The sequence below is a fragment of the Acinetobacter sp. PK01 genome (assembly GCF_022819285.1).
In the GTDB taxonomy this organism is placed as follows: domain Bacteria; phylum Pseudomonadota; class Gammaproteobacteria; order Pseudomonadales; family Moraxellaceae; genus Acinetobacter; species Acinetobacter tandoii.
Window position 1 is genome coordinate 1,513,894 of sequence record NZ_CP094643.1, and the last position, 22,320, is coordinate 1,536,213.

The window sequence follows — 22,320 nt, forward strand, 5'->3', positions numbered from 1 at the left end:
CACTCTACACTCTCTTCAATTCTTATATTCAGTCTAAAGCCACACAATCTATTACTTTAATTGCAGCAAGTTTTCAAAATTTTGTGTGGTAATCAATGCCATTTCTTCCAGTGACTTATCATATACATCAGCCAAAGCTTTGGCTACATATGGCACATATTTTGGCTCATTTGTTTTACCACGATAAGGCACAGGTGCCAGATATGGACTATCCGTTTCAATCAGCACGCGATCTAAAGGAACTTGTTTTGCGACATCTCTTAAATCCTGCGCATTTTTAAAAGAAACAATGCCTGAGAAAGAAATATAATAGCCGCAATCTAAAACAGCTTTCGCTGTCGGCCAGTCCTCTGTAAAACAATGCAAAATACCATGTGTTGATTTTTCTGCACGAATAATATCAATTGTGTCATGTTTCGCTGAACGGGTATGCACCACAACTGGTTTTTTCACAATTTGAGAAGCATGAATATGACGGGCAAAACATTCTTTTTGTGCTTGAACAAAATCGGTACTATGAAAATAATCCAACCCTGTCTCACCGAGTGCCCAAACCTTTTCTGCTTGTGCTAACTCAACTAGATATTCAGTTGTTGCTCGCGCCATGGTCGCCGCATCTTCACATGGATGTACACCCACGGTATAACCCACATCAGCATGTCTTGCTGCAATTTGCGCTAAAGCAATATGGTCATCTAAATCGACCGAGATACCCATGAATTTGGTTACACCCGCTTCGCGGGCTTGTGCCAATGCCATATCCAAATTTCCATCATATGGAGTTAGATCTAGCATAGTTAAATGACAATGAGTATCTACAAACACAATTTTTTCCTATTTTTCAACCACTTTACATGGTGTAACTATAACGACCTTCAGCTTTAAAGCCTGCCAGAATTTTTTCAGCTTCGGTTTTGAAGTAAACCCCTTTTTCACCCGATAATTGCATACCAAAACCTTGTGGTTTAATGCCATTTTGTTTCTGTGATATCCAAATCACTTTACCCGTTAAGGGAATTTTCTGAGATTGTTCTGGCAATGTCGTGAGTACGAAAACCTCATCACCTAACTTAACTGCTTGTTTTGAAGGAATGAATAAACCGCCGCCTACAACATAAGGCATATACGATTGGTACAAGGTTTCCTTATCTGGAATATTTGCCTGAATAATACCGCCCATACGTGGTTGCATTGTTTTCCCCTTTAAACATTCATTAGTTTTATACACAGTTGATCGAGTACTAAGTTTGTTTGTACGTTTTGCTCAATAAACTGCTTGGACTGTTGTAAATCTGAATACAAATTAAAAAGCGTTTCTAAAGAATATTGCTCAGAAAGCTGCACCAATTCCAAATCTATATTTTTTATCGGTTGATTTAGCTTGACACAAATCAGGTCAGCCAACAAGTATTCAAACATGCGACTAAAATCATCAAAGGGCAAGGCTTTCTGCCATTTAGTCGCGATAGCCATAGGCATATGTTTATCTTGAACTAATTTTTGCCAATCATTTAGAAAATCTTGACGTAAATTCAACCATTGACTTTGCGCCAACTCTAAAGCTTGCAAGGGCATATCATTAGATAAATTGAGTAATAGGTTCAATTGCTCTGCTGTCAGCTCTGAAGCAAGATGTGCTGACAAATATGCTTGTGTTTGCTCTGTACTGATACGATCTAGTGCAAAATGCTGCAATCGACTACGAATTGTGGCAGGTAGTTTTAAGTAATGTTCTGCCAACAAAATAATGACAACTCGATCACCTGGTTCTTCCAGAGTTTTTAACAACGCATTTGCAGAAGCAGTATTTAAGGCTTCGGCTGGATCAATCACAATTACTCGCCAACCATCGACGGTTTGCTGCACAAATGGCAATAATTCTCGAATTTTTTCAATTTTAATTTTAGCATTCTGCTTTTTATTTTCTTCGTCCGTAGAGATATACACAGAATTCGGATGTGTATCCGATTTCAACCACTGACAACTGCCACACTCTCCACAAGGTGCATTATGCAGATGTCGTTGTTGGCACAAAATCCACGCCAAAAAATATTGGGTAAACGCTTCTTTACCGCAGCCTTTTTTGCCATAAAACAATAAACCATGCCCCAACTGCGGGAAACGCCCCGTTAAGGTGTCCCACACATGTTGTTGCCATGAGAAAACTTGTGGTTGAATATCGGTTTGCATCATCTATCAGTCTTATTCAAAATGTGCAACATCCATGCTGTTTAAGCGATCTAAATCCGCTTGCGTATCTACACCAGGTGGTAAATTCGCTTCTGCAACAGCAATGGCAATACGATGTCCATTTTCCAATACACGTAGTTGCTCAAGACTTTCTAATTTTTCTAAAACACCCATGTCCCAAGTGACATATTCTTGCAATAAACTAACACGGTAGGCATATAAACCTAAATGACGAAACGCTTGTTGATGCAGCTCTGGATGACTCAGTTTAGCTCCATCTCTGTCATAAGGAATGGTCGCACGACTAAAATAAAGCGCCTGATTAAACTTAGATTTGACCACCTTCACAATGCTGTCGCGCTGGAATTCATCTAGACTATGTATTGGCTCACACAAAGTGGACATCGAACAATCAGGTTGCGCAACCAAAAGCTCCGCTACCTGCTTCACCAATGTCGCAGGCAACAATGGTTCATCGCCCTGTACATTCACAATGATATCGTCTTTATCCCAACCTTTTAAACGCGCCACTTCACTTAAACGGTCTGTACCTGATGGGTGGTCTGCACTGGTCAGTACAACATCTACACCTTCCGCACGACACACTTCAGCAATACGTACATCGTCTGTCGCCACACACAAATCATCGAAACCTTGCACTTTTTTTGCTTGATCAACCACACGTAAAATCATTGGACGACCATGAATTTCTAATAATGGTTTACCTGGTAATCTTGAACTGGAAAAACGCGCAGGAATGACGATATGCTTCATAATTTACTCTTATTCAATTGAAATGCCTAAATCAGCCAGTTGCTGATTAAGCACACGATAACATGCACTTGAAAGTACAGCTTCAACGGGCACTACCCAAATTTCACGATTAAAATCTGGGTGATGTTTTAAAATAGGCAGCAGTTTAACTGCATCTTTTTCCGTAGTAATAATCGGATTGGTATCTTCAAACTGTAAATCTGTTAGATCATAATCATAATGATCTGGAAATTCATGGCACTGAAACTGTTCCACACCTAAAGACTCAAGCGTATGGTAAAAACGCTGCGGAAAGCCAATCCCCACAACGGCATAAAAATCTTGTGTAGGATCAAAGGTTCGCGCTTCATAGGCATTCAGCAAGTAAGGTGTTGCAACTTCTAAGTGCATATTCAGCTCTGTTTCAGGCTGAGCAGCATGTTCAATCACTGTTCCAGTATTTAAACGGCTTTTCGGTTCACGTAAATAACCTTCAGGCAACAATTTTTCATTACCTAAACCACGATTACGATCTAATACAATCCATTCAAGTTGTCGTGCAAGCGCGTGATGTTGTAAACCATCATCACTAATAATGAGATCTAGCTCATGCTTAGCCAACAGCAGCTCTATGCTTTGTTGACGATTTGACCCCACTGCCATCGCAGCGCCAGTAGATTGTACAATCAGACACGGTTCGTCACCCACTTGATCTGGTGTAGCATCCAACCCTACATATGCAGGGAATGGCCCTTTGCCACCATAACCGCGACTAATAATTCCTACGCGTACATTTTGGGACTGTAAGTAATTCACTAAATGGATTAAGAGCGGTGTTTTTCCACTTCCCCCCACAGTAATGTTACCAATAATCATGACTGGCACTGGTGCTGTATAAACTGATTTTATCCCTTTTTCATAAAGCTTTTGATTCACCCAAAAACCAAAATGATACAAGCATGACAAAGGACGTAGCACAATTAACCACTTTGCTTGTCTATTCCAAGCATTTTGAATAAGTTGTGCCACCGACATGCTTAATTTTCCTCAAAATTACGTTGATGTAACTGGAAGTATGCACCACGTTTTTCGATTAACTCTACGTGAGAGCCATGCTCAACAATACGCCCCTGATCCATCACCACAATTCGATCAGCACTCTCAATTGTTGATAATCGATGTGCAATAACAATCGTAGTCCGGTTTTGCATTGCTGAATCAAACGCTCGCTGAATAAAGTATTCCGATTCGTTATCTAATGCGCTAGTTGCTTCATCTAAAATTAAAATCGGTGCGTTTTTCAAAATCGCACGTGCGATTGCAATTCGTTGTCGTTGTCCACCCGATAAATTTAAGCCTTGCGCACCAAGTTGCGTATCATAACCCTGCGGTAACGCCATAATAAAATCATGTGCATAAGCGGCTTTCGCAGCAGTAATCACTTGCTCGTCAGTTGCATCTTGCAATAAACCATAGGCAATATTTTCACGCACTGTACGGTTAAATAACACAACTTGCTGATTCACCATCGCAATTTGCGAACGCAAACAATTCACTTCAATGTCATCAATTGGATATTGATCTAACAATAGCTGACCCGAACTTAACTCTTGAAAACGTGGCAACAAGTTGACTAAAGATGTTTTACCCGCACCCGACCGTCCAACCAACGCAACCGTTTCACCTGCTTTAACCTGCAAATTAAAATCATGAATGGCATGATGACCATCAGAATAAACCAAGTTAACATCTTTAAACTGGATATTACCTTGTAATACTGGTGTTAAAGTCCCCGTATTTTTTTCTTCTGGTAAATCAATTAATTCAAAAACTGAATGCGCAGCCGCCATACCACGTTGCAGTTTTTCATTCACATCGGTTAAAGCTTTAATTGGCTTACTTAGCATACCTGCAGCAGTAATATAGGCAACGAATTCGCCCGCTGTGGTATCTCGCAAAATTTCAGGACGCAAGGCAATCCACATAATAATACTCATAGCAATGGACATAATGAACTGCACTACTGGGCTGTTCAACTGCTGTACCACAACCATTTTCAAACCACGTTTTAGGTTTTCAACAGATGTCGCTTTAAAACGCTCTTGTTCATAAGCTTGTCCACCAAAACCTTTCACCACCACATTACCATTGACCGTTTCTTGCACGACATGGTTAACGTCACCCATCGTGTCTTGCACTTGTAATGACAATTTACGCATACGTTTTGATGCTTTACGAATCAACAAACCAATTAATGGCGCGAAAATCAGAATAATTAAGGTTAAGCGCCAGTTGGTATAAATCAAATATCCCAACAACCCCAAGGTAATTAAGCCCTGTTGAACAATGGTCTTTAGCGATTCAGATGAAGCAGCGGTGAGCTGCTCCACGTTATACATAATTTTGGCGGTAATGTGTCCGCTGGTATTGTCTAAGTAGTATTGCGAAGGCAAACGTAATAGCTTGGCAAACACTTCCTGACGAATATCAAAAACTAAATTTCGTGAAATAACCGCCGTAAAATAGCCACCAATGAAGGATCCTACACCTCGAAAGAACATCAATAACACAACCAAAAATGGGATAAGGTTGGTAAAACCCTGATCCCGATGTTGAATGGCTGTAATAATTTTTTCCAGCAACTTGGCAATTGATACTTCGGTTGCTGCGTTAATAGCAAAACCAATGACGATTAAAATCGCTACGCCCCAAAATCGCTTCAGATAGCTCAGAAGACGCAGATAGACCTTGAAATCCTGATTCACTAATAACCTCGAGATGGTACTTTGGTACTGATATTAATATTCACAAAACCGAGTTGCCCTGCAACATCCATGACACGGATGACATCTTGATGCGTAGCTTTTGCATCAGCAGCAATCACAAACATTAAATCACGTCGCTCATTAGAGATCTGTTTAATTGCAGTACTTAAATCAGCAACTTCTTTACTCGATAAGGCCTGTCCATTCACGGCATAGTGCCCTGAAGAGTCCACAATCACTTCAATCTTTTGATTGTATTGCTTCGGTGGAACGCCTTGCGCATCGGGCAACGTCAGGTTCATGCGACTAAACTGATTAAATGTGGTCGATAACAGTAAAAACACCAAGATAAACAATAAACAGTCAATCATTGGTGTCAAATTAATATGAATATCTTCAACTTGCCTACGCTTGAATTTCATATTTCACCTTAGCCTGCTTTACGAAGTTCTTGCTCTTCAACAGCAGAGTTTTGGTAGTAAAGTGCTGCATGAAATAAGGTAGATTGCTGCTCTAATTCTGCTACATATTCCTGTACCAAACGCTGAAAATAACGATAGGCAAATAAAGCTGGAATTGCGATCAACATGCCCGCAGCTGTGGTAATTAAAGCTTTTGAAATCCCTGGAATCATCATGGTTGGGTTACTGTTGCTTCCCATATCAATGACTAAAAAGGATTCAATAATCCCCACAACTGTTCCCAATAATCCCAAGAGTGGCGCAACCGCACTTAAAGTGCCTAAGAAATTAATATTTTTTTCTAAAAAACCAATTTCTTGTGATGCTGTTGCTTCCATTTGGGCACGTGCATATTGCTCTGTTTGCTTTTGACTATTTAAACCAGAAACTAAAATGCGTCCAAGACTACTTAACTGCAAGTTTTGATTATTTTGTAATTGTTGTACGACTTGATGTACATCCTGCCCACCACTCAACAACAACTCTTTTGGTAATACCATTGAACGTTTCAAACGAATAAAACGCTCAATGGTGATCGCTACTGTAAAAATGGAACACAAAACCAGTGGAATCATTAACCATCCACCAGCTTTTACTAATTCCCACATTATTCTTCCCCAAGAATTTTAAAATATTAATCAGCTAAACAAATATTCAAAATACCATCCAGCTCATCGAGTGAATGATAATGAATCACGAGTTTGCCTTTACCCTGTTTATTATGATCAATTTTTACATCTGCACTAAAGCGCTCAGCTAAACGCTGTGTAAGCTGCTGTAAATCTGGTGCAATCTCAGTTTTCGCTTTTTCAGTTTTTGGTGCAGTCAAATCACGTACAAGTTGCTCTGTTTGACGTACCGATAAGCTTTTAGCAATCACCAACTCTGCGACTTTTATTTGTTCTTTCGCCTTCAAAGTCAGAATTGCTCGCGCATGCCCCATATCAAGTTGACCTTGTTGCATCATATCTTTGACAGATTCAGCCAGCGTCAACAAACGCAACAAATTACTCACTGTGGTACGTGCTTTACCCACAGTGTCTGCAATTTCTTGATGACTTAAACCAAATTCATCATGGAAGCGCTGTAAGGCAAGTGCTTGATCAATTGGGTTCAAATCTTGACGTTGAATATTTTCAATCAACGCCAAAGCAATTGCGACTTGATCATTCAAATCACGAACTAATGCTGGAATTTCAGTCAATCCCGCCAATTGAGCTGCACGCCAACGACGCTCACCCGCAATGATCTCGTACGGGTACTCTTCATCGGCAATCGGACGAATCACAATTGGTTGCATCACGCCATGTTTTTTAATGGATGCAGCTAATTCTTGTAAATCATTTTCCTGAATAAATCGACGCGGTTGATATTCGCCACGTCTAAGCAAATTAACATCAATTTGTTTTAGCTGACCATGATCTAATGCTTGCACTTCAAGTTGTAGTTTTTCTTTTTGGATTGACCCAAGTAAGGCATCCAAACCACGACCTTTGGCAAGTCCGCGTTTTTTTAAGGTCATGCTTTACTTCCTTTCTTCACTTTGCTTTTCTTTAAAATCTCAGCTGCTAAATTTAAATAGGCAACTGCACCCTTGGAACTTTTTTCAAAATAAATAATCGGTAAACCGTGAGCAGGTGCTTCAGCCAGACGTACATTACGCGGAATCACACAGTCATATAGCTTTTTACCAAAATACTGTTCTAGTTCAGCTGATACATCACGGGTTAAAGCATTACGACCGTCATACATGGTGCGTAACACACCCACAATTTCTAACTGCGGATTCAAAGCCTGTTGAATACGGTCAATGGTCTGGGTTAAGTCTGCCAAGCCTTCTAATGCATAATATTCACATTGCATTGGAATAATGACACCTTGAACGGCAGCTAATGCATTTACTGTAATTAAGCTTAAACTTGGCGCACAGTCCACAATAATATAATCAAAGGCATGATCAATACTTTGTAAAGCATCACGCAAAATGAACTCACGACCCTCTTGCTCGGCAATTGCAAGCTCTACACCCGCCAAATCTCGGTTTGCCCCAAGAACTTTATAACCTACTTCTGCTTTGGTAATTGCCGTTTCAATTGGCACTTCACCCAAAAGTACATCTGTTACTGAATATAATAGGTCATTCTTTTGAATGCCTGACCCCATTGTGGCGTTACCCTGTGAATCCATGTCCACAAGTAAAACTCTTTTTTTCAGCACGGCTAATGATGCTGCCAAATTAACTGCGGTTGTGGTTTTTCCTACGCCACCTTTTTGGTTCGCAATCGCAATAATTTGAGCCATGGTAACCCCAGTCCTTCGAAAATAATTAAATCTGTTTCAATAATAATAAATGGCGTTGCTCATCTAATCGAGGAACTTTTAACTCGATCACTTCACAACTATATTCATCTTTTAACGCGATAATTTCATCTTGAGGAATCAAACCTTTCATTGATGCAATGATGCTCTTTTCATGCATATATGGCTTAGATGCAGTTACAAAGTCAGTCAGCGAAGCAAATGCTCGACTGGTAATGACATCAAACTTTCCTAAATTTTGAATACTACCTTCATCTTCAACACGCGTTTGTACAGCAACCACATTTTTTAATTTTAAGTCTGCAATAAACTGCTTTAAGAAACGAATTTTTTTACCGTTCGAGTCTAATAACACACAGCTACGTTCAGGCTGACATAATGCAATGATCATGCCTGGCATACCACCACCAGTACCAATATCGAGCAAGCGACCTTCTGGCAAGTCTTTTAAAATACTGAGGCTATCAAGCAAATGCTTGACCAGCATTTCTTTAGGATCACGAATTGCTGTCAAGTTATACGCCTTATTCCAAAGGACTAAAGCGTCTTGGTATTTGAGTAATAAATTTAAAGTCTCTTCGCTGAGCTCTAAACCTAAAGTTTGACTACCCTGCTTTAGTTCTTGAAAAAACATGTGCATATACAATTAACGTCTCGAAAATGTTAGGTGAAGTATACCGATTTATCCATGAAGTCATAGTGGCTTGTGCTTAGTGAATATTCACTTAAGCATACATGCCTTGTCGAATCTGCAAATCTAGAGCAGTTAAACGCTCTGGCGTGCCCACATCAACCCATGAAGCATGCATTTTTTCTGCAGAAACTCGACCATCTAGCATCGCCTGTTTCAATAAAGGCGCCAAAGGACGTTTACCATTTTCCAAGCCAGCAAACATCTGCGGATGTAAAACAGCCACACCACTATAGGTTAAATCTTCGCCTTGCTGTGCTTGTTCAAAAGTATATGCTCGTCCATTCACCAATGTGAAATCACCCTGTAAATGCTGTGGGGGATTTTTCACAAAGACCAAATGCGCCAAATCCTGATCAAGTTGTATTTCCAGTAATGAAGCAAAGTCAAAGGTCGTCCAGACATCACCATTGACTAGAATAAAAGGTTCTGTTCCCAATAAAGGCAATGCATTAATAATGCCACCCGCTGTTTCTAAACCTTCTTCTTCGCGTGTCCAAAAAATATTTACACCAAATTGCGAGCCATCACCTAATGCACCAATCAACACATCAGCCAACCATGCAGAATTGATCACGATGTCTGTCACACCAATTTCTTTGAGTTTTTCAATATGCCATACAATCAGTGGCTTACCACCAACTTCGAGTAAAGGCTTAGGTTTATACAGCGTTAAGGGACGCATCCGATTGCCCAATCCCGCAGCTAAAATCATGGCTTTCATGCAGCAACGACCTCGTATTTGCCATATTTTTGTTCAAATTTTGGCATAACTTTAACCCGAATGAACTGCATAAATGGTTGTAATTCTGCATATGGCTTGCTTTCTTCCAGCAAATACCACATCACTCGCGGTAAATCTTTGAGATACCCCGATTTTCCATCGCGTTCAAACAAACGTACAAAAATGCCTAAAATCTTGATGTGGCGCTGAATCGCCATTAGGTCTGCATCTTGCTTAAACTGCTCAAAGTCACGACCTTCTTTCGCAGAAACAGGCAATAAGTCATAAAACACTTTAAACCAACCATACACGCGCACAGGATCCCACTGTACATAAGCATCACGCGTAATTGAAATTAGATCATAAGTATCTGCACCAATCACCGCATCTTGAAAGTCAATCACACCTTGCTCTTGCTCGTCTGCCAAAAGCATGAGATTACGACTATGGAAATCACGATGTACAATCACTTGTGGCTGGGCCAAAGCAGCATTAGCTAAAATCGCAAATGTTCTTTTAATCAGCGCAGATTCCTCTTCCGAAGGTTGAATCTGTAAACTTGGCAGCAGCCAATCGGTTAATAACGACATTTCAGTCATTAACTTTTCATAAGAATATGCGGGGAAATGTCCCTCACCATTAATTGACTGTAATTGAATCAACTGTTTAAAGCTTTGCTCATAATGTGCATCGACGGTGTTTTCATCTAACTGGGTTGATAACAACACATCGCCAAAATCTTCAAGCAACAACAGACCTTGCTCTAAATCTTTCGCCACAATATGGGGTACACGTACACCATGTGCATCAAAAAATTCATCAATCGACACAAAAGGTACACAATCTTCTTTCTCAGGAGGTGCATCCATCAACATAAATGTTTTATGATTCAAATTGATTCGTGCATAACGACGGAAGCTTGCATCGCCTGCTAAAAAATTAATTTCAAATTGATCTGAACCAAGTACAGATGTAATCCATGTTTGTATCAATTGTTCACGTTGTGTATTCATTTGCGATAAATTCTAATACAGGCTGAGTTTTTAAAGTGCTAAGTGTAGCCACTTATCAACTTTTTCTCTATGATGCGACAATAATTAATTGCGATTAAGCATACTTGGTTAATGATACAAATGAAGCATCAGTTTAAATTCAATCCTTTAGCGACTGCTATTTTCAGCCTCTTATGCGGAAGCTCGATTACGGCATACGCAGATACATCTAATACTGTTTCATCCCTAACCAATGCACAACTGAAAGCAAGTATAAATGAAGCCTATGCGGGGCAGCATTTTTTTGAACAATACTATGTCGACAAATCCGCCCCAGAAGCACAGCAACGTCAGGGTAAATCACTGAGTGCAGCTTATTGTCAAGGCGCATGGGTCACTCCAATTGCTTCGAATACAGCAGCGGTTGATCCAAGTAAAGCAACCTCTGTGGTTACGGCCGATTATGGCCACTATGACCCGAACGGCGATTCTGTTCTTGAAGGTAATGTCCTGATAGATCAAGAAGGACGTCAAATTCGTGCCGATAAAATTACCATTGATAAAACACAAACTTTCGCCAATGCGCAAGGACGTGTGCAAATGGCACAAGCTGGTCTTTTGGCGCAAAGTGACCAAATTAATTACAATTTAAAAACCCAACAGGGTGATTTAAATAACAGTTACTATATTGCCGAAGAACAACATGCGCATGGTCACGCAGCCAAAATTGCTCGCACCTCTGAAAATGTTGTCGTATTAAGCAATGCCACCTATAGCACTTGCCCACCGGAACAAAAACCAACTTGGAAAATTCAAGCCAATACAATTGAATTGAATCAAGACACTGGACGTGGTGTTACCAAAGGCACTAAGTTATATGTGAAGGATGTTCCTGTTTTAGCTGTACCATATTTCAACTTTCCGATTGATGACCGTCGAACTACAGGAATTCTGACTCCTGGTTTTGGCTATACCAACGATGGTGGTATCGAGTTTTCAGTTCCTGTTTATTTAAACCTTGCACCGAATTATGATGCCACACTGACACCACGCTATATGAGCGACCGTGGCGCCATGATAGATGCTGAGTTCCGTTATTTAACAGAAAACTTTGGTGAAGGTAAAATTTGGGGTGGCTATTTACCTTCAGATGAAAGCTATAAAAATCAAGATCGTAAAGATTTGCACGTTATCCACAAATGGCAAATCAACGACAGCTTCTCAACCAACCTCGAATACAACTATGCATCGGATAAAGACTACTTTACCGACCTAAATAATAATCCAAACACCAAAACCGACCTGAACTTACGCCGCGCTTGGGAACTTAATTACAAAAACGGCATCCCTGGTCTTACTGCACAATTAAAAGTTGAAGATTTCCAGACTTTAGATAAAACCGTTTCTGATGAAGACCGTCCTTACGCGCGTCTACCTCAATTCTTACTCACCTACAAAGGTGGAAATCCACAAGGTTTCCAGTATGAATTTAATAACGACACTGCTTATTTCAAAAAGAATATTGGCAGTACAACCTCAGCAACTTCAGAACCAAGCGGCACAAGGTTCTATAACGATTTTGCTGTACGCTACAATTACCGCAATCCTTGGTCGTTTGTTATCCCAGAAGTATCGGTACGCAGTATTAATACCTTCTACGACCAAGACACGATTACAGCACAGCAGAATCAGACCACAAGTGTCAGTAATGCTGACCAAAACAAATCTGTCGTCGTTCCGCAATTTAGCTTGGACACCGGTTTAACATTCGAAAAAGATGGCAAATACTTACAAACCATTACACCACGTGCCTTCTATGCATATTCGCCTTATGAAAATCAAGCGGATTATCCAAACTTCGACACTATTAGCGCCTCAATCAACTATGATCAATTGTTTAGTTCAAGACGTTTCTATGGTCATGACCGTTTAGAGGACAACAATTTCTTATCATTGGGCTTAAGTTATAGCTTATTTGATGATATTGGCTTAGAACGCATCAAAGCGAGCGTAGGCCAAAGTTTCTATTTTGATGATCGCCGAGTCACTTTAGATGGCACAACAGATGAGTTAAATACAGAATCACATACGGGCCCAATTGTTAGTCTTTCAAGCCAACTCTCGCAGCATTATCGTGTAAGCGCCAACTCAGCTTGGATGGCAAATGGAGACAATGCTCAACGTGATGTGCAAATTTACTACATGGGCGACCAAGGGAATATTTATAGTGCAGGTTATTTCTATCGCAAGGAAATTGCTAACCGCCAAGAAAAATATGACCAATTTGTTGCATCATTTATACAACCTATTCACAACAACTGGCGTATTATGGGCCACGCTCAATATGACATGGACAATAATGTTGCGCGTGAATACTTACTCGGTGTGAATTACGAATCGTGCTGTTGGGGGCTTTCTCTCTACGGACGTTCTTACTACAACGACTTGGATGATGTAAGCGATTCTAGCGTTAAACCAAAACGTGCTTTTATGGCTGAAATTAACCTGAAAGGTTTAGCTGGTTTCAATAATAAACTGGCATCCATGCTTGAAAATCGAATTTTAGGTTACGATCATATTAATTAATTTGGACACGATGTTAATGAAGACAAAACAGTTAAAACAATTCTTTAAGGCGACTGCACTAGCAATTGCCCTTTCTTCATCAATGCCGACATTTGCCCAAACTTCAGATGAAGTTGTAGCAGTTGTCGACAACAGTGTCATTTTACGCAGTGATTTACAGCAGAATGTTGCCGAAGCTAAACATCAATTAGAAGCTCAAAAGCGCCCTGTTCCGCCAGAGCAGTATCTTGAGCAACAAGCACTCGAGCAACTTATCTTACGTCAAACTCAATTAGAGCAAGTAAAACGCTATAACATTAAAGCCGATGAAAAGAGCTTAAATGAAGCTGTGCTTAAAGTAGCCAATCAATCTGGAATCAACTCGTTAGAAGCATTCCAGCAAAAGTTAGACAAAATGGCACCAGGCACCTACGAATCTCTCCGCAAACGTATTGCAGAAGATTTAGCGATCACTCGTTTACGCCAACAGATTGTGATGTCACGTATTAAAATTAGCGATCAAGACGTTGCCAATTTCCTTAAAACCCCGCAAGGACAAGCAGCTCTGGGCAGCCAAGTTCATGTCATTCATGCGCGTATAGCGGGTGACAGCAATGTAGAAGCCGTTGCCAAACAAGTACGCACTGCTTTAGCCAGCAGCGATGATATTGCAGCGATTAGCAAGCAATTCAGTACCAACAGCGTTAAAGTTGAAGGTGCAGATATGGGGTTCAGAAATCTTTCTGAAATTCCCACTGAACTTGCTGCACGTGTTACTCCCCTCCAAGTTGGTCAAACCAGTGAACTGATTACCGCACGTGATGGTATTCATGTGATTAAGCTATTAGAACGCAAAGGGTCTGAACAAAAAGCCATTATTCCACAATATCAAACGCGTCATATTTTGATTCAAACTTCTGAAGTTGTAAGTCCTGAAGGCGCCAAACAAATGATTGATAGCATTTACAACCGACTTAAAGCGGGTGAAGATTTTGCAGTGTTGGCAGCTACATTCTCAAATGATTCTGGCTCTGCTCGTGATGGCGGTAGCTTAGGTTGGGTAAGCCCAGGTATGATGGTTCCTCAATTTGAAGAGCAAATGAAGAGCACTCCTGTAGGTCAAATTAGCCAACCTTTCCAAACCCAGTTTGGCTGGCATATTCTTCAAGTGACTGAGACGCGCCAGCAAGATATGACACAGGAATATCAAGAGCGCATGGCTCGCCAAATTCTAGGTGAGCGCCAATTTGATGCCGAATTAGATAGTTGGTTACGTGAAATTCGTAATAATGCTTTTGTTGAAATTAAAGACCCAAACTTGGATCGTAAGAACAATAAAACATCTTAATTGGTAACTTGAAAAGCCAGTCAAATGACTGGCTTTTTTTACTACAGTTATGTAATTCATTTGCCATTTATAAAAATTTTGTACACCTTCTATACTTATTATTAACTTTGCATGAACCTTATCCTGTAACATCTATCCCGAACAATTTCTTAAATTCCCGTATTTTTTATTAAAAAAAAGCCTCTCATTTGAGAGGCTTTTTTCATGAATATCAATTAACGATTGTTGTCGTCTTCTTGAGAGTCATCAAATTTAGTTTCGCTATCAAAACCACCTTGGCCACCAAAGCCACCTTGACCACCAAAGCCACCTTGACCACCGAAGCCACCTTGGCCACCGAAGCCACCTTGACCGCCGAAACCACCACCTTGACCGCCAAAGCCACCTTGACCACCAAAGCCACTGCCTTGACCACCACCAAAGCCGCCACCTTGACCGCCACCAAAGCCACCGCCTTGACCGCCACCAAAGCCACCGCCTTGACCGCCACCAAAGCCAGCACCTTGTGCACCAGCAGGAGCACCAGCAGGACGAGGGTTACGTGCAGGAACAACCGTAGAAATAGCGTGTTTATAAACCATTTGGCTTACAGTATTTTTCAACAGAACAACATATTGGTCAAAAGATTCAATATGACCTTGTAACTTAATACCGTTTACAAGGAAGATAGATACAGGAATACGTTCTTTACGGAGAGAATTCAAGAACGGATCTTGCAAAGTTTGACCTTTAGACATGTTATACAACTCCAAAAATATTAAAAATCAGCGCAAAAAACTATCTTTATTTTTCAATTAAAAATTATAAAAAAGACAGTATGTAAATTTTGCTTTATCCGTAACAGTTTCGCAAGTCTTCTTGAGCCTGCTTTATTGTTAAATATGTTTTAAATTTATGCGACTGTTGCAAAGATCTTAACCAAGTATATTGACGTTTGGCAAGTTGTCGTGTCGCAAAAAGGGCTTTATCCTCCATTTCTTTCTTATTTTCGAGACTTTTGTCGCTTTTTAATAAAAAATCTAAGGCTTGTCGATAACCTACTGATCTCATTGAAGGCAAATCATCGGTTAGATCGTATTTTTCAATTAGTGACTCGACCTCATTTAAAAAACCGATATCCCACATAATTTCTAAGCGTTTTTCAATTCGCTTATGCAATTCTAACCGATCTGGTAACAAAGCATAATTATGAAAAGTGTAACGATATGGTACATTTTTAGGTTGTTCTGCTTGTAGTTTGGTAATCGGTTGCCCTGTAATACGAAACACCTCGAGCGCACGAATAATACGTTGCTTGTCACTCACCTTGAACTTTTCGCCCGCCAATGGATCCACTGCGCATAGCGATGCGTATACAGCCTCCCAGCCCTCACGCTCACCTTGTGCCTCAATTTCTGCTCGAATAGCATAGTCCGCACTTGGTAGATTGCTTGATAAGCCTTCTAGCAAAGCCTTGAAATACAACATCGTTCCACCGACCAAAATCGGCGTTTTCCCTTTGGCATGTATGCCATCAATAAGTTTAGATACATCTTCTACAAATTGCGCAGCAGAATACACTTCTAACGGGCTTATAATATCAATCAAATGATGTGGATAATGCACCTGCTCAGCTTTACTTGGTTTCGCTGTCCCAATATCCATATCTCGATAAACCAATGCCGAGTCAACAGAAATCAATTCAAAATTGCCCTGTTCATATAACTCACATGCTAAAGCCGTTTTACCGCTGGCTGTAGGTCCCATCAAATTGATGACAGACAATTGATTCGACATTTAGGTTTACTCTCCTCGAGCAAAAAGTTTATCTAGCTGAGCCAATGGGAATGCACGCCAAGTTGGTCGACCATGGTTACATTGACTCGCAAATTCCGTCTGCTCCATTTGACGAAGCAAGGCATTCATTTCAGAAAGGCTTAATAATCGATGCGCACGCACAGCACCATGGCACGCCATACCCGCCAAGATCTGATCACGTTTCTGCAATAGCCCACGCACCTCATCTGTTGGATCCAAATCGTTGAGTAATTCGGGAATCAAAGCCGAAAAATCAGCTTTGTGTAAAATAGCAGGCACACCACGAACAATGACTTGTTCATCTCCATATTGATCAATTTCCAAACCCAAGCGTGCTAAAGGTTCTTTCAAATCTTCTACTCGAAGGGCCTGCATCCTATTCACATTAACTACTTTTGGAATCAATAACTGCTGAGAGATCCAAAACTCTGGATTTTCCCAAGCAGATTTCATTTGTTGTAATAAAATCCGTTCATGCGCAGCATGCATATCAACAATAATCAGACCTTCGGTGTTCTGTGCCAAAATATAAATGCCGTGCAACTGTGCAATTGCAATCCCTAAGGGATGTTCATCTACCTTAGGTGCCACATCATCAATTACAACATCATCAGTAGACTCAGCTACTGTACGTAATGGTGCGAGGTAGCTCTGTAAAGCAGCAGCATTTATCCTTGATGTAGGATTGACTTGATACGCTCGGGAATCTTGCGCCACATATTGCACAGCATGTGGCTGTGAAGACTCGAAGTCTGTTAATATGGCGACAGACTCAGGTGTTGGTGTAGACTCTACCGAACGATGCAGTTGGAACTGCTCCTGATAACGCGGTTGCTGTGTATTAGTTGGGCTTGTTGGCTCAACTTTCAATGCTTGGGCTAAATCTGCGCTCGCAGTTTGAAATTGAGACAGCGTGTCTTTTGCAAAATGACGTACAAACTCATGAACCTCGCGTTGATTCAGAAAACGGATTTCATGCTTAGTTGGATGAACATTGACATCAATATTTTCAGGATCAACTTCTAAAAATAACAAATATGCAGAGTGTTGATGCCCGTGCAAAATACCATCATAAGCCATGCGTAAAGCGTGAGAAATCGTTTTATCTTTGACAATCCGTCCATTGACATAGACATACTGTAAATCTGCTTGTGCTCTTGCATCCGAAGGATGACCCAACCAACCACTAAGACGCATATTGACGCTGTCTGCGTCAATCCAATACGCATTTTCTGTGAATTGACGCCCCAGTAATTGTTGTACCCGCTGAAAGCGTAATGCACCACTATCGGCAACGGGCAAATTCAACCGAATATTATTGTTATGTTCTAGCACAAAACGAATATCAAAATGAGTAAGCGCTAAGCGGCGCACAATTTCTTCGATATGACCGAATTCCGTGCCTGGTTTTTTTAAGAATTTTCGGCGCGCAGGGACATTAAAAAATAAATCCTGTACTCGAATCTGTGTGCCACGCGATGCTGCTACAGCTTGAATTTGTTGGTGTTGAAATGCAGTGCCATTCACTTCAACCTGATAACCAATACCATCGTCTACTTGACTACTGGTCAAGGTTAAACGAGAAACTGCTGCTATCGATGCTAATGCTTCGCCACGAAAACCCAAACTCACAATCGCATGTAAATCTTCTGCGGTTTGAATCTTACTGGTCGCATGACGCATCACCGCCAAAGACAAATCATCAGGATGAATACCTCGACCATTGTCGATAATTTCAATCAGCGTACTACCACCTTGTTCAACACGAATGATCAGTTCTGTTGCACCTGCATCAATTGAGTTTTCCAACAGCTCTTTGACGACAGAAGCTGGTCGTTCAATTACTTCACCCGCAGCAATCTGGTTGGCAAGTGCGGGATCTAAAGTGTGAATGCGGCGAACAGAAACTTCATCATGCATGTTGAAATGCCTGCTCAAGTGCTTTATAGAGCACTTCATCTTTAAAGCTCAATGTGGCATGACGAGTTAGCTCGTCTTCGGACTTTAATATCTCAATAGTTAAATCTGCTGTAGGAATTTCTTCACCACCTTTACTTGGCCATTCAAATAAGAATAAAGCGTTGGGTGTATCCAAATAATCGCGAATACCCATTAACTCAAGTTCATAGGGATCATTCAGTCGATACAAATCAAAATGAAATACCTGTTTATTCTGAATGCTGTATGGTTCCACCAAAGTATATGTTGGACTTTTTACTGAACCTTGATGCCCAAGTTGTTGTAACAAATAACGAGTGAATGTCGTTTTCCCTGCACCTAAATCGCCAATTAAATAAATTACACCCTCAGTAAAATGTTGTGCAACCACACGTGCAAGTTGCTGGGTATCTGCTTCAGAGTTTAGGGGCAAATGAAATGAATACGACATATGACTCACAACATGATTCAAAAGTAGAATTATGATAGCATCGCCACGCTGTTAATACCTATGCCATGCATACGAAATGTGTATTTTTAATACAGCACATGCATTCTGCCAACCTGTTGTGATTGATATCTTATGACTGCGCATGACTTTGTTCCGCCGATGATTCGCGGAGTAACTGCAAGCAAACTGTTCTTACCAGCTTTACAACCTGCGCCACAGCGTTTGTATGATTATCTCTGCCAACAGTTTTCACATATTTCAGCACAAGAGTGGCAACAACGTTTTCAAGACCAATTGATTTATGCAGCCGACGGTACAATTCTAAGTTTAGATAGCGCTTATCTTGCCAATCAACATATTTATTACTATCGTTTTTTAGCACACGAAATCCATGTTCCATTTCAGCATCATATTTTGTATGAAACGGATGATTTATATATCGTTGATAAACCACATTTCCTGACCATGAGCCCTACAGGGCAGTATGTGCAGGAAACTTTATTAGTTCGCTTAAAAAATCAAACGGGAAATGCGGACTTAACCCCGATACATCGTTTAGACCGTGAAACGGCAGGACTGGTTTTATTTTCTAAACGGCCAGCAACGCGTGGTATTTACCAACAAATGTTTGCTCACCGTGAAGTTAAAAAGACTTATCATGCGATTGCAGCTTATCATTCCACTCTTGAATTCCCACGTACCGTTTGTTTAAGAATGGACAAAGGTCAACCTTTTTACACCATGACAATTGTAGAAGGTGAACCAAACAGCGAAACCCAGATTGATATTTTGGAACACAACTCTCAATGGGCGAAATATCTACTAAAACCCGAAACTGGAAAACAGCATCAATTACGGGTTCACCTGAATCATTTAGGCATAGCCATTAAAAATGATCCTTTTTACCCAATAGTGCAGCACAAATCTGATGATGATTTCTCTAACCCATTACAACTACTGGCTAAGCGAATTCAATTCATCGATCCTGTTACAAACAAGTCTATGGACTTTTCATCCAATTTTGAACTGACACTGTAGTTTGTTTGTCATTACAAAAAAATAAAGTTTTAAGCTCAAGAATATTGAAATTACAATAAAATTGATTAAAATGAAGTCTAAAATTTTAATCTTCAAATTTATAAAAATCATGAGAAAAACCGAAGTTTATCAAATTCGTCTCGATTCACAGGAAAAGAAACAGGCTTTTGCTGTCTTTAAACAGTTGGGGATCACGCCAGCACAAGCGGTGCGGCTTTTTTTCAAACAAGTTGTACTGACAAAGTCCATCCCCTTTTCTATTGAAAATCAGAATATCAATTTAGAGCAATTGATTAAGTTAAGACGACTCAAACAAGAGCAGAAAACGGCTGCTGTTACGCATGAAAGCAATGACAGCTCAAACAGCATTCAACATAACGATGAATTTCTCATTGATGATGACCATCTAGACTTATTTGAAGAACTTAACGCAATCTTGGGTGAAGGTGATAAAAATTAACCCTGTTGCATTTTTATACATTATTTAAATTTTTTCATTTAAAAACTTAGGTATGCTTCATGCAATGACAATAAAAAATGCATGGAGCAATCAATGATTGTAAAAAGAGCGACATTAGATGATCTCAATCAACTTGCAGTTTTATTTGATGAATACCGCCAATTTTATGGTGCTTCTTCCAATTTAAATCTTTCCCAACAATTTTTAAAACAACGCTTTGAAAACCAAGAAAGTGTCATTTTTATTCATATCAAAGATGAAGTATTTACAGGTTTCATTTTGCTTTATTTAGGTTTCTCTTCTGTTGCCTGTTCAACCTACTATATTTTAGACGATGTTTATGTAACACCCCAATTTCGCCGTCAAGGCTCAGCCAAACAACTTATTGATACTGCCATTTTGTTTGCACGACATGAAAATGCGCTTCGCATTAGCCTCGAAACGCAAAAAACCAATCGTGAATCTCATCGGCTATATGAAGCTATGGGTTTTATTGCTGATAATGAGTTTAGAACCTACCATTGTTTCCTCAAATAGCTTCTCGGGTACGTGCTAACGCTATCTGCTCAGGTGTCAAATAAATCCATTCGCCTTCTTTTAGCTCAGGGCACTCTAACGCACCAATTTGCACACGATGCAGCTGTTCTACTTTATTGCCCACTGCAGCCAACATTCTTTTCACTTGATGATAAACGCCTTGATGAATTGTCATTTGCAACTCACAGGCTGCCAATTGCTGTACATCTGTAGCTGCAAAAGTACCTTGTTCATTACGTAACTCAACCCCCTGTTTAAGCTGCTCAATCTGTTCAGAGGAAATTGGATCAGCAGTTTGCATACGGTAAACTTTACCCACATGCTTTTTGGGATGGGTTAATGCTTGAAGAAATTGACCATCATCCGTAAGCAGCAATAAGCCAGTGGTGTCTTGATCTAAACGTCCAACGCATTGTAATCCACGATTCAACAGTACATCATCAAACAAGTCAAATACACTAAAATGATGCGTTGCCTGATGAGAACATTCATAGCCCGCAGGTTTATTTAGCGCAATATAAATGTTTTCTCGATATTGATAGCGCTTTCCATACACATCAAAAACTAAGTTTTCTAAATTTAGCTTTTGCTTAGGATTTTGCATAATGTCTTGGTCAATGCTAACAACTCCAGATTTGATTAATTGCTGGCAATGCTTACGCGAACCAAAACCTTGAGATTGCAACATTTTTTCCAAATACATAATTTAAAACCTTATATCAAAGTGCTGCATTTTAAACAATTTTCTAATTTCCCGCTGATTTTCTGAATGCAATGTATAAAAAGTCGTTACAATAGTTGCATTTTCACACATTCTCCCTGCATCTCATGCCTAATTTAGATTTAAATCTGATAGTACTTTTGGTTTTAGTGGCTTGTGGTATTTTCAGTCACAACTCTGCTGTTACCATTGCCGCTGCTGTACTGATTGTCTTCAAAATAACACCATTAAGTGAGTTTTTCCCGCTATTACAACAACACGGTTTAAATATTGGTATTGTTATTTTAACCATCGGTGTTTTAACCCCAATTGCCAGTGGCAAAATCCCTGGTGAAGCCATTCTTAAATCATTTTTAAGCTGGAAATCATTACTTGCAATTGCAATCGGCGTATTTGTGGCTTGGTTAGGTGGACGTGGGGTCAAACTGATGACCCATCAACCCAATATAGTTGCAGGTTTACTGATTGGAACTGTAGCAGGGGTTGCTCTGTTACGTGGGGTACCTGTAGGTCCTTTAATTGCCGCAGGCGTGTTGTCATTATTTATAGGACACTCTTAGCCCAATTCAA

Annotated in this window: 24 protein-coding genes; 6 read left to right on the forward strand and 18 right to left on the reverse strand. The window is 40.2% G+C overall.

What is annotated here, in order from left to right; translation table 11 throughout:
* Positions 1–51 precede the first annotated feature (51 nt).
* The 13 genes from MP622_RS07270 to MP622_RS07330 all read right to left on the reverse strand — a co-directional run bounded on the left by MP622_RS07270 (position 52) and on the right by MP622_RS07330 (position 10,916).
* The gene (locus MP622_RS07270) at positions 52–825 is read right to left on the reverse strand and encodes a TatD family hydrolase (protein WP_044740034.1); all 774 of its coding nucleotides are present in this window, start codon (positions 823–825) and stop codon (positions 52–54) included.
* Positions 826–850: 25 nt separating this feature from the next.
* Positions 851–1,192 (reverse strand): PilZ domain-containing protein, encoded by a 342-nt coding sequence (locus MP622_RS07275; RefSeq protein WP_016167680.1) that lies wholly within the window; start codon positions 1,190–1,192, stop codon positions 851–853.
* 11 nt (positions 1,193–1,203) lie between these two features.
* Positions 1,204–2,190, reverse strand: a complete 987-nt coding sequence (locus tag MP622_RS07280; RefSeq protein ID WP_243793483.1) for a DNA polymerase III subunit delta' — start codon at positions 2,188–2,190, stop codon at positions 1,204–1,206.
* 12 nt (positions 2,191–2,202) lie between these two features.
* Positions 2,203–2,964 (reverse strand): 3-deoxy-manno-octulosonate cytidylyltransferase, encoded by a 762-nt coding sequence (kdsB, locus tag MP622_RS07285; RefSeq protein ID WP_044740035.1) that lies wholly within the window; start codon positions 2,962–2,964, stop codon positions 2,203–2,205.
* Positions 2,965–2,973: 9 nt separating this feature from the next.
* Positions 2,974–3,978: a tetraacyldisaccharide 4'-kinase gene (gene lpxK, locus MP622_RS07290; RefSeq protein ID WP_243793254.1), complete on the reverse strand. Its 1,005-nt coding sequence runs from the start codon at positions 3,976–3,978 to the stop codon at positions 2,974–2,976.
* 2 nt (positions 3,979–3,980) lie between these two features.
* On the reverse strand, positions 3,981–5,708 hold the full coding sequence (gene msbA / locus MP622_RS07295; protein ID WP_243793256.1) for a lipid A export permease/ATP-binding protein MsbA: 1,728 nt from the start codon (positions 5,706–5,708) through the stop codon (positions 3,981–3,983).
* Positions 5,708–6,130: a biopolymer transporter ExbD gene (locus tag MP622_RS07300; RefSeq protein ID WP_016167675.1), complete on the reverse strand. Its 423-nt coding sequence runs from the start codon at positions 6,128–6,130 to the stop codon at positions 5,708–5,710. The genes msbA and MP622_RS07300 overlap by 1 nt, the downstream gene beginning before the upstream one ends.
* 8 nt (positions 6,131–6,138) lie before the next feature.
* Complete coding sequence (locus tag MP622_RS07305; protein ID WP_044740038.1) at positions 6,139–6,777, reverse strand: MotA/TolQ/ExbB proton channel family protein; 639 nt, start codon at positions 6,775–6,777, stop codon at positions 6,139–6,141.
* Between the two features lie 26 nt (positions 6,778–6,803).
* Positions 6,804–7,691 (reverse strand): ParB/RepB/Spo0J family partition protein, encoded by an 888-nt coding sequence (locus MP622_RS07310; protein WP_243793257.1) that lies wholly within the window; start codon positions 7,689–7,691, stop codon positions 6,804–6,806.
* Entirely contained in the window at positions 7,688–8,470 is a 783-nt protein-coding gene (locus MP622_RS07315; RefSeq protein WP_151504901.1) for a ParA family protein, read from the reverse strand. The genes MP622_RS07310 and MP622_RS07315 overlap by 4 nt, the downstream gene beginning before the upstream one ends.
* Positions 8,471–8,495: 25 nt before the next feature.
* Positions 8,496–9,128: a 16S rRNA (guanine(527)-N(7))-methyltransferase RsmG gene (gene rsmG / locus MP622_RS07320; protein WP_104442222.1), complete on the reverse strand. Its 633-nt coding sequence runs from the start codon at positions 9,126–9,128 to the stop codon at positions 8,496–8,498.
* Positions 9,129–9,213: 85 nt separating this feature from the next.
* On the reverse strand, positions 9,214–9,903 hold the full coding sequence (gene murU / locus MP622_RS07325; protein WP_243793258.1) for an N-acetylmuramate alpha-1-phosphate uridylyltransferase MurU: 690 nt from the start codon (positions 9,901–9,903) through the stop codon (positions 9,214–9,216).
* Entirely contained in the window at positions 9,900–10,916 is a 1,017-nt protein-coding gene (locus MP622_RS07330) for a phosphotransferase (RefSeq protein ID WP_016167669.1), read from the reverse strand. The genes murU and MP622_RS07330 overlap by 4 nt, the downstream gene beginning before the upstream one ends.
* 120 nt (positions 10,917–11,036) lie before the next feature.
* Here MP622_RS07330 and MP622_RS07335 point away from each other — a divergent pair, with 120 nt between their 5' ends.
* The gene (locus tag MP622_RS07335) at positions 11,037–13,481 is read left to right on the forward strand and encodes an LPS-assembly protein LptD (RefSeq protein WP_243793259.1); all 2,445 of its coding nucleotides are present in this window, start codon (positions 11,037–11,039) and stop codon (positions 13,479–13,481) included.
* Positions 13,482–13,497: 16 nt separating this feature from the next.
* Complete coding sequence (locus MP622_RS07340) at positions 13,498–14,808, forward strand: peptidylprolyl isomerase (RefSeq protein ID WP_243793260.1); 1,311 nt, start codon at positions 13,498–13,500, stop codon at positions 14,806–14,808.
* A 215-nt stretch (positions 14,809–15,023) separates the two neighbouring features.
* Here the strand turns inward: MP622_RS07340 and hfq are convergent, their stop codons facing one another.
* From hfq to tsaE, 4 genes are all read right to left on the reverse strand, one after another.
* Positions 15,024–15,545, reverse strand: a complete 522-nt coding sequence (gene hfq, locus MP622_RS07345) for an RNA chaperone Hfq (protein WP_044740042.1) — start codon at positions 15,543–15,545, stop codon at positions 15,024–15,026.
* 94 nt (positions 15,546–15,639) lie between these two features.
* Positions 15,640–16,584 (reverse strand): tRNA (adenosine(37)-N6)-dimethylallyltransferase MiaA, encoded by a 945-nt coding sequence (miaA, locus tag MP622_RS07350; RefSeq protein ID WP_243793261.1) that lies wholly within the window; start codon positions 16,582–16,584, stop codon positions 15,640–15,642.
* Between the two features lie 6 nt (positions 16,585–16,590).
* On the reverse strand, positions 16,591–18,525 hold the full coding sequence (gene mutL / locus MP622_RS07355) for a DNA mismatch repair endonuclease MutL (RefSeq protein ID WP_243793262.1): 1,935 nt from the start codon (positions 18,523–18,525) through the stop codon (positions 16,591–16,593).
* Complete coding sequence (gene tsaE / locus MP622_RS07360) at positions 18,518–18,994, reverse strand: tRNA (adenosine(37)-N6)-threonylcarbamoyltransferase complex ATPase subunit type 1 TsaE (RefSeq protein WP_243793263.1); 477 nt, start codon at positions 18,992–18,994, stop codon at positions 18,518–18,520. The genes mutL and tsaE overlap by 8 nt, the downstream gene beginning before the upstream one ends.
* A gap of 132 nt (positions 18,995–19,126) precedes the next feature.
* Between tsaE and MP622_RS07365 the strand changes: the two genes are divergently transcribed.
* The 3 genes from MP622_RS07365 to MP622_RS07375 all read left to right on the forward strand — a co-directional run bounded on the left by MP622_RS07365 (position 19,127) and on the right by MP622_RS07375 (position 21,029).
* Positions 19,127–20,032, forward strand: a complete 906-nt coding sequence (locus MP622_RS07365; RefSeq protein ID WP_243793264.1) for a pseudouridine synthase — start codon at positions 19,127–19,129, stop codon at positions 20,030–20,032.
* A 109-nt stretch (positions 20,033–20,141) separates the two neighbouring features.
* Positions 20,142–20,492, forward strand: a complete 351-nt coding sequence (locus MP622_RS07370; RefSeq protein WP_016167661.1) for a type II toxin-antitoxin system RelB/DinJ family antitoxin — start codon at positions 20,142–20,144, stop codon at positions 20,490–20,492.
* Between the two features lie 93 nt (positions 20,493–20,585).
* Positions 20,586–21,029, forward strand: coding sequence for a GNAT family N-acetyltransferase (locus MP622_RS07375; RefSeq protein WP_016167660.1), 444 nt, complete (start codon positions 20,586–20,588; stop codon positions 21,027–21,029).
* Here the strand turns inward: MP622_RS07375 and MP622_RS07380 are convergent.
* Complete coding sequence (locus MP622_RS07380; protein ID WP_243793266.1) at positions 21,022–21,732, reverse strand: 16S rRNA pseudouridine(516) synthase; 711 nt, start codon at positions 21,730–21,732, stop codon at positions 21,022–21,024. The two genes, MP622_RS07375 and MP622_RS07380, sit on opposite strands and share 8 nt — an antisense overlap.
* A gap of 125 nt (positions 21,733–21,857) precedes the next feature.
* On the opposite strand from MP622_RS07380, the gene MP622_RS07385 reads away from it, so the two are divergent.
* A complete protein-coding gene (locus tag MP622_RS07385) occupies positions 21,858–22,310 on the forward strand; it encodes a DUF441 domain-containing protein (protein WP_016167658.1) in 453 nt (150 codons plus the stop codon).
* Positions 22,311–22,320: the final 10 nt, after the last annotated feature.

Bases quoted from the DNA above. Each gene is read 5' to 3' on its own strand.
- MP622_RS07275 (WP_016167680.1), bottom strand. From the start codon at position 1,192: ATGCAACCACGTATGGGCGGTATTATTCAGGCAAATATTCCAGATAAG.
- MP622_RS07280 (WP_243793483.1), bottom strand. From the start codon at position 2,190: ATGCAAACCGATATTCAACCACAAGTTTTCTCATGGCAACAACATGTG.
- kdsB (WP_044740035.1), bottom strand. From the start codon at position 2,964: ATGAAGCATATCGTCATTCCTGCGCGTTTTTCCAGTTCAAGATTACCA.
- lpxK (WP_243793254.1), bottom strand. From the start codon at position 3,978: ATGTCGGTGGCACAACTTATTCAAAATGCTTGGAATAGACAAGCAAAG.
- MP622_RS07300 (WP_016167675.1), bottom strand. From the start codon at position 6,130: ATGAAATTCAAGCGTAGGCAAGTTGAAGATATTCATATTAATTTGACA.
- MP622_RS07305 (WP_044740038.1), bottom strand. From the start codon at position 6,777: ATGTGGGAATTAGTAAAAGCTGGTGGATGGTTAATGATTCCACTGGTT.
- MP622_RS07310 (WP_243793257.1), bottom strand. From the start codon at position 7,691: ATGACCTTAAAAAAACGCGGACTTGCCAAAGGTCGTGGTTTGGATGCC.
- MP622_RS07315 (WP_151504901.1), bottom strand. From the start codon at position 8,470: ATGGCTCAAATTATTGCGATTGCGAACCAAAAAGGTGGCGTAGGAAAA.
- rsmG (WP_104442222.1), bottom strand. From the start codon at position 9,128: ATGCACATGTTTTTTCAAGAACTAAAGCAGGGTAGTCAAACTTTAGGT.
- murU (WP_243793258.1), bottom strand. From the start codon at position 9,903: ATGAAAGCCATGATTTTAGCTGCGGGATTGGGCAATCGGATGCGTCCC.
- MP622_RS07330 (WP_016167669.1), bottom strand. From the start codon at position 10,916: ATGAATACACAACGTGAACAATTGATACAAACATGGATTACATCTGTA.
- MP622_RS07335 (WP_243793259.1), top strand. From the start codon at position 11,037: ATGAAGCATCAGTTTAAATTCAATCCTTTAGCGACTGCTATTTTCAGC.
- MP622_RS07340 (WP_243793260.1), top strand. From the start codon at position 13,498: ATGAAGACAAAACAGTTAAAACAATTCTTTAAGGCGACTGCACTAGCA.
- hfq (WP_044740042.1), bottom strand. From the start codon at position 15,545: ATGTCTAAAGGTCAAACTTTGCAAGATCCGTTCTTGAATTCTCTCCGT.
- miaA (WP_243793261.1), bottom strand. From the start codon at position 16,584: ATGTCGAATCAATTGTCTGTCATCAATTTGATGGGACCTACAGCCAGC.
- mutL (WP_243793262.1), bottom strand. From the start codon at position 18,525: ATGCATGATGAAGTTTCTGTTCGCCGCATTCACACTTTAGATCCCGCA.
- tsaE (WP_243793263.1), bottom strand. From the start codon at position 18,994: ATGTCGTATTCATTTCATTTGCCCCTAAACTCTGAAGCAGATACCCAG.
- MP622_RS07365 (WP_243793264.1), top strand. From the start codon at position 19,127: ATGACTGCGCATGACTTTGTTCCGCCGATGATTCGCGGAGTAACTGCA.
- MP622_RS07370 (WP_016167661.1), top strand. From the start codon at position 20,142: ATGAGAAAAACCGAAGTTTATCAAATTCGTCTCGATTCACAGGAAAAG.
- MP622_RS07375 (WP_016167660.1), top strand. From the start codon at position 20,586: ATGATTGTAAAAAGAGCGACATTAGATGATCTCAATCAACTTGCAGTT.
- MP622_RS07380 (WP_243793266.1), bottom strand. From the start codon at position 21,732: ATGTATTTGGAAAAAATGTTGCAATCTCAAGGTTTTGGTTCGCGTAAG.
- MP622_RS07385 (WP_016167658.1), top strand. From the start codon at position 21,858: ATGCCTAATTTAGATTTAAATCTGATAGTACTTTTGGTTTTAGTGGCT.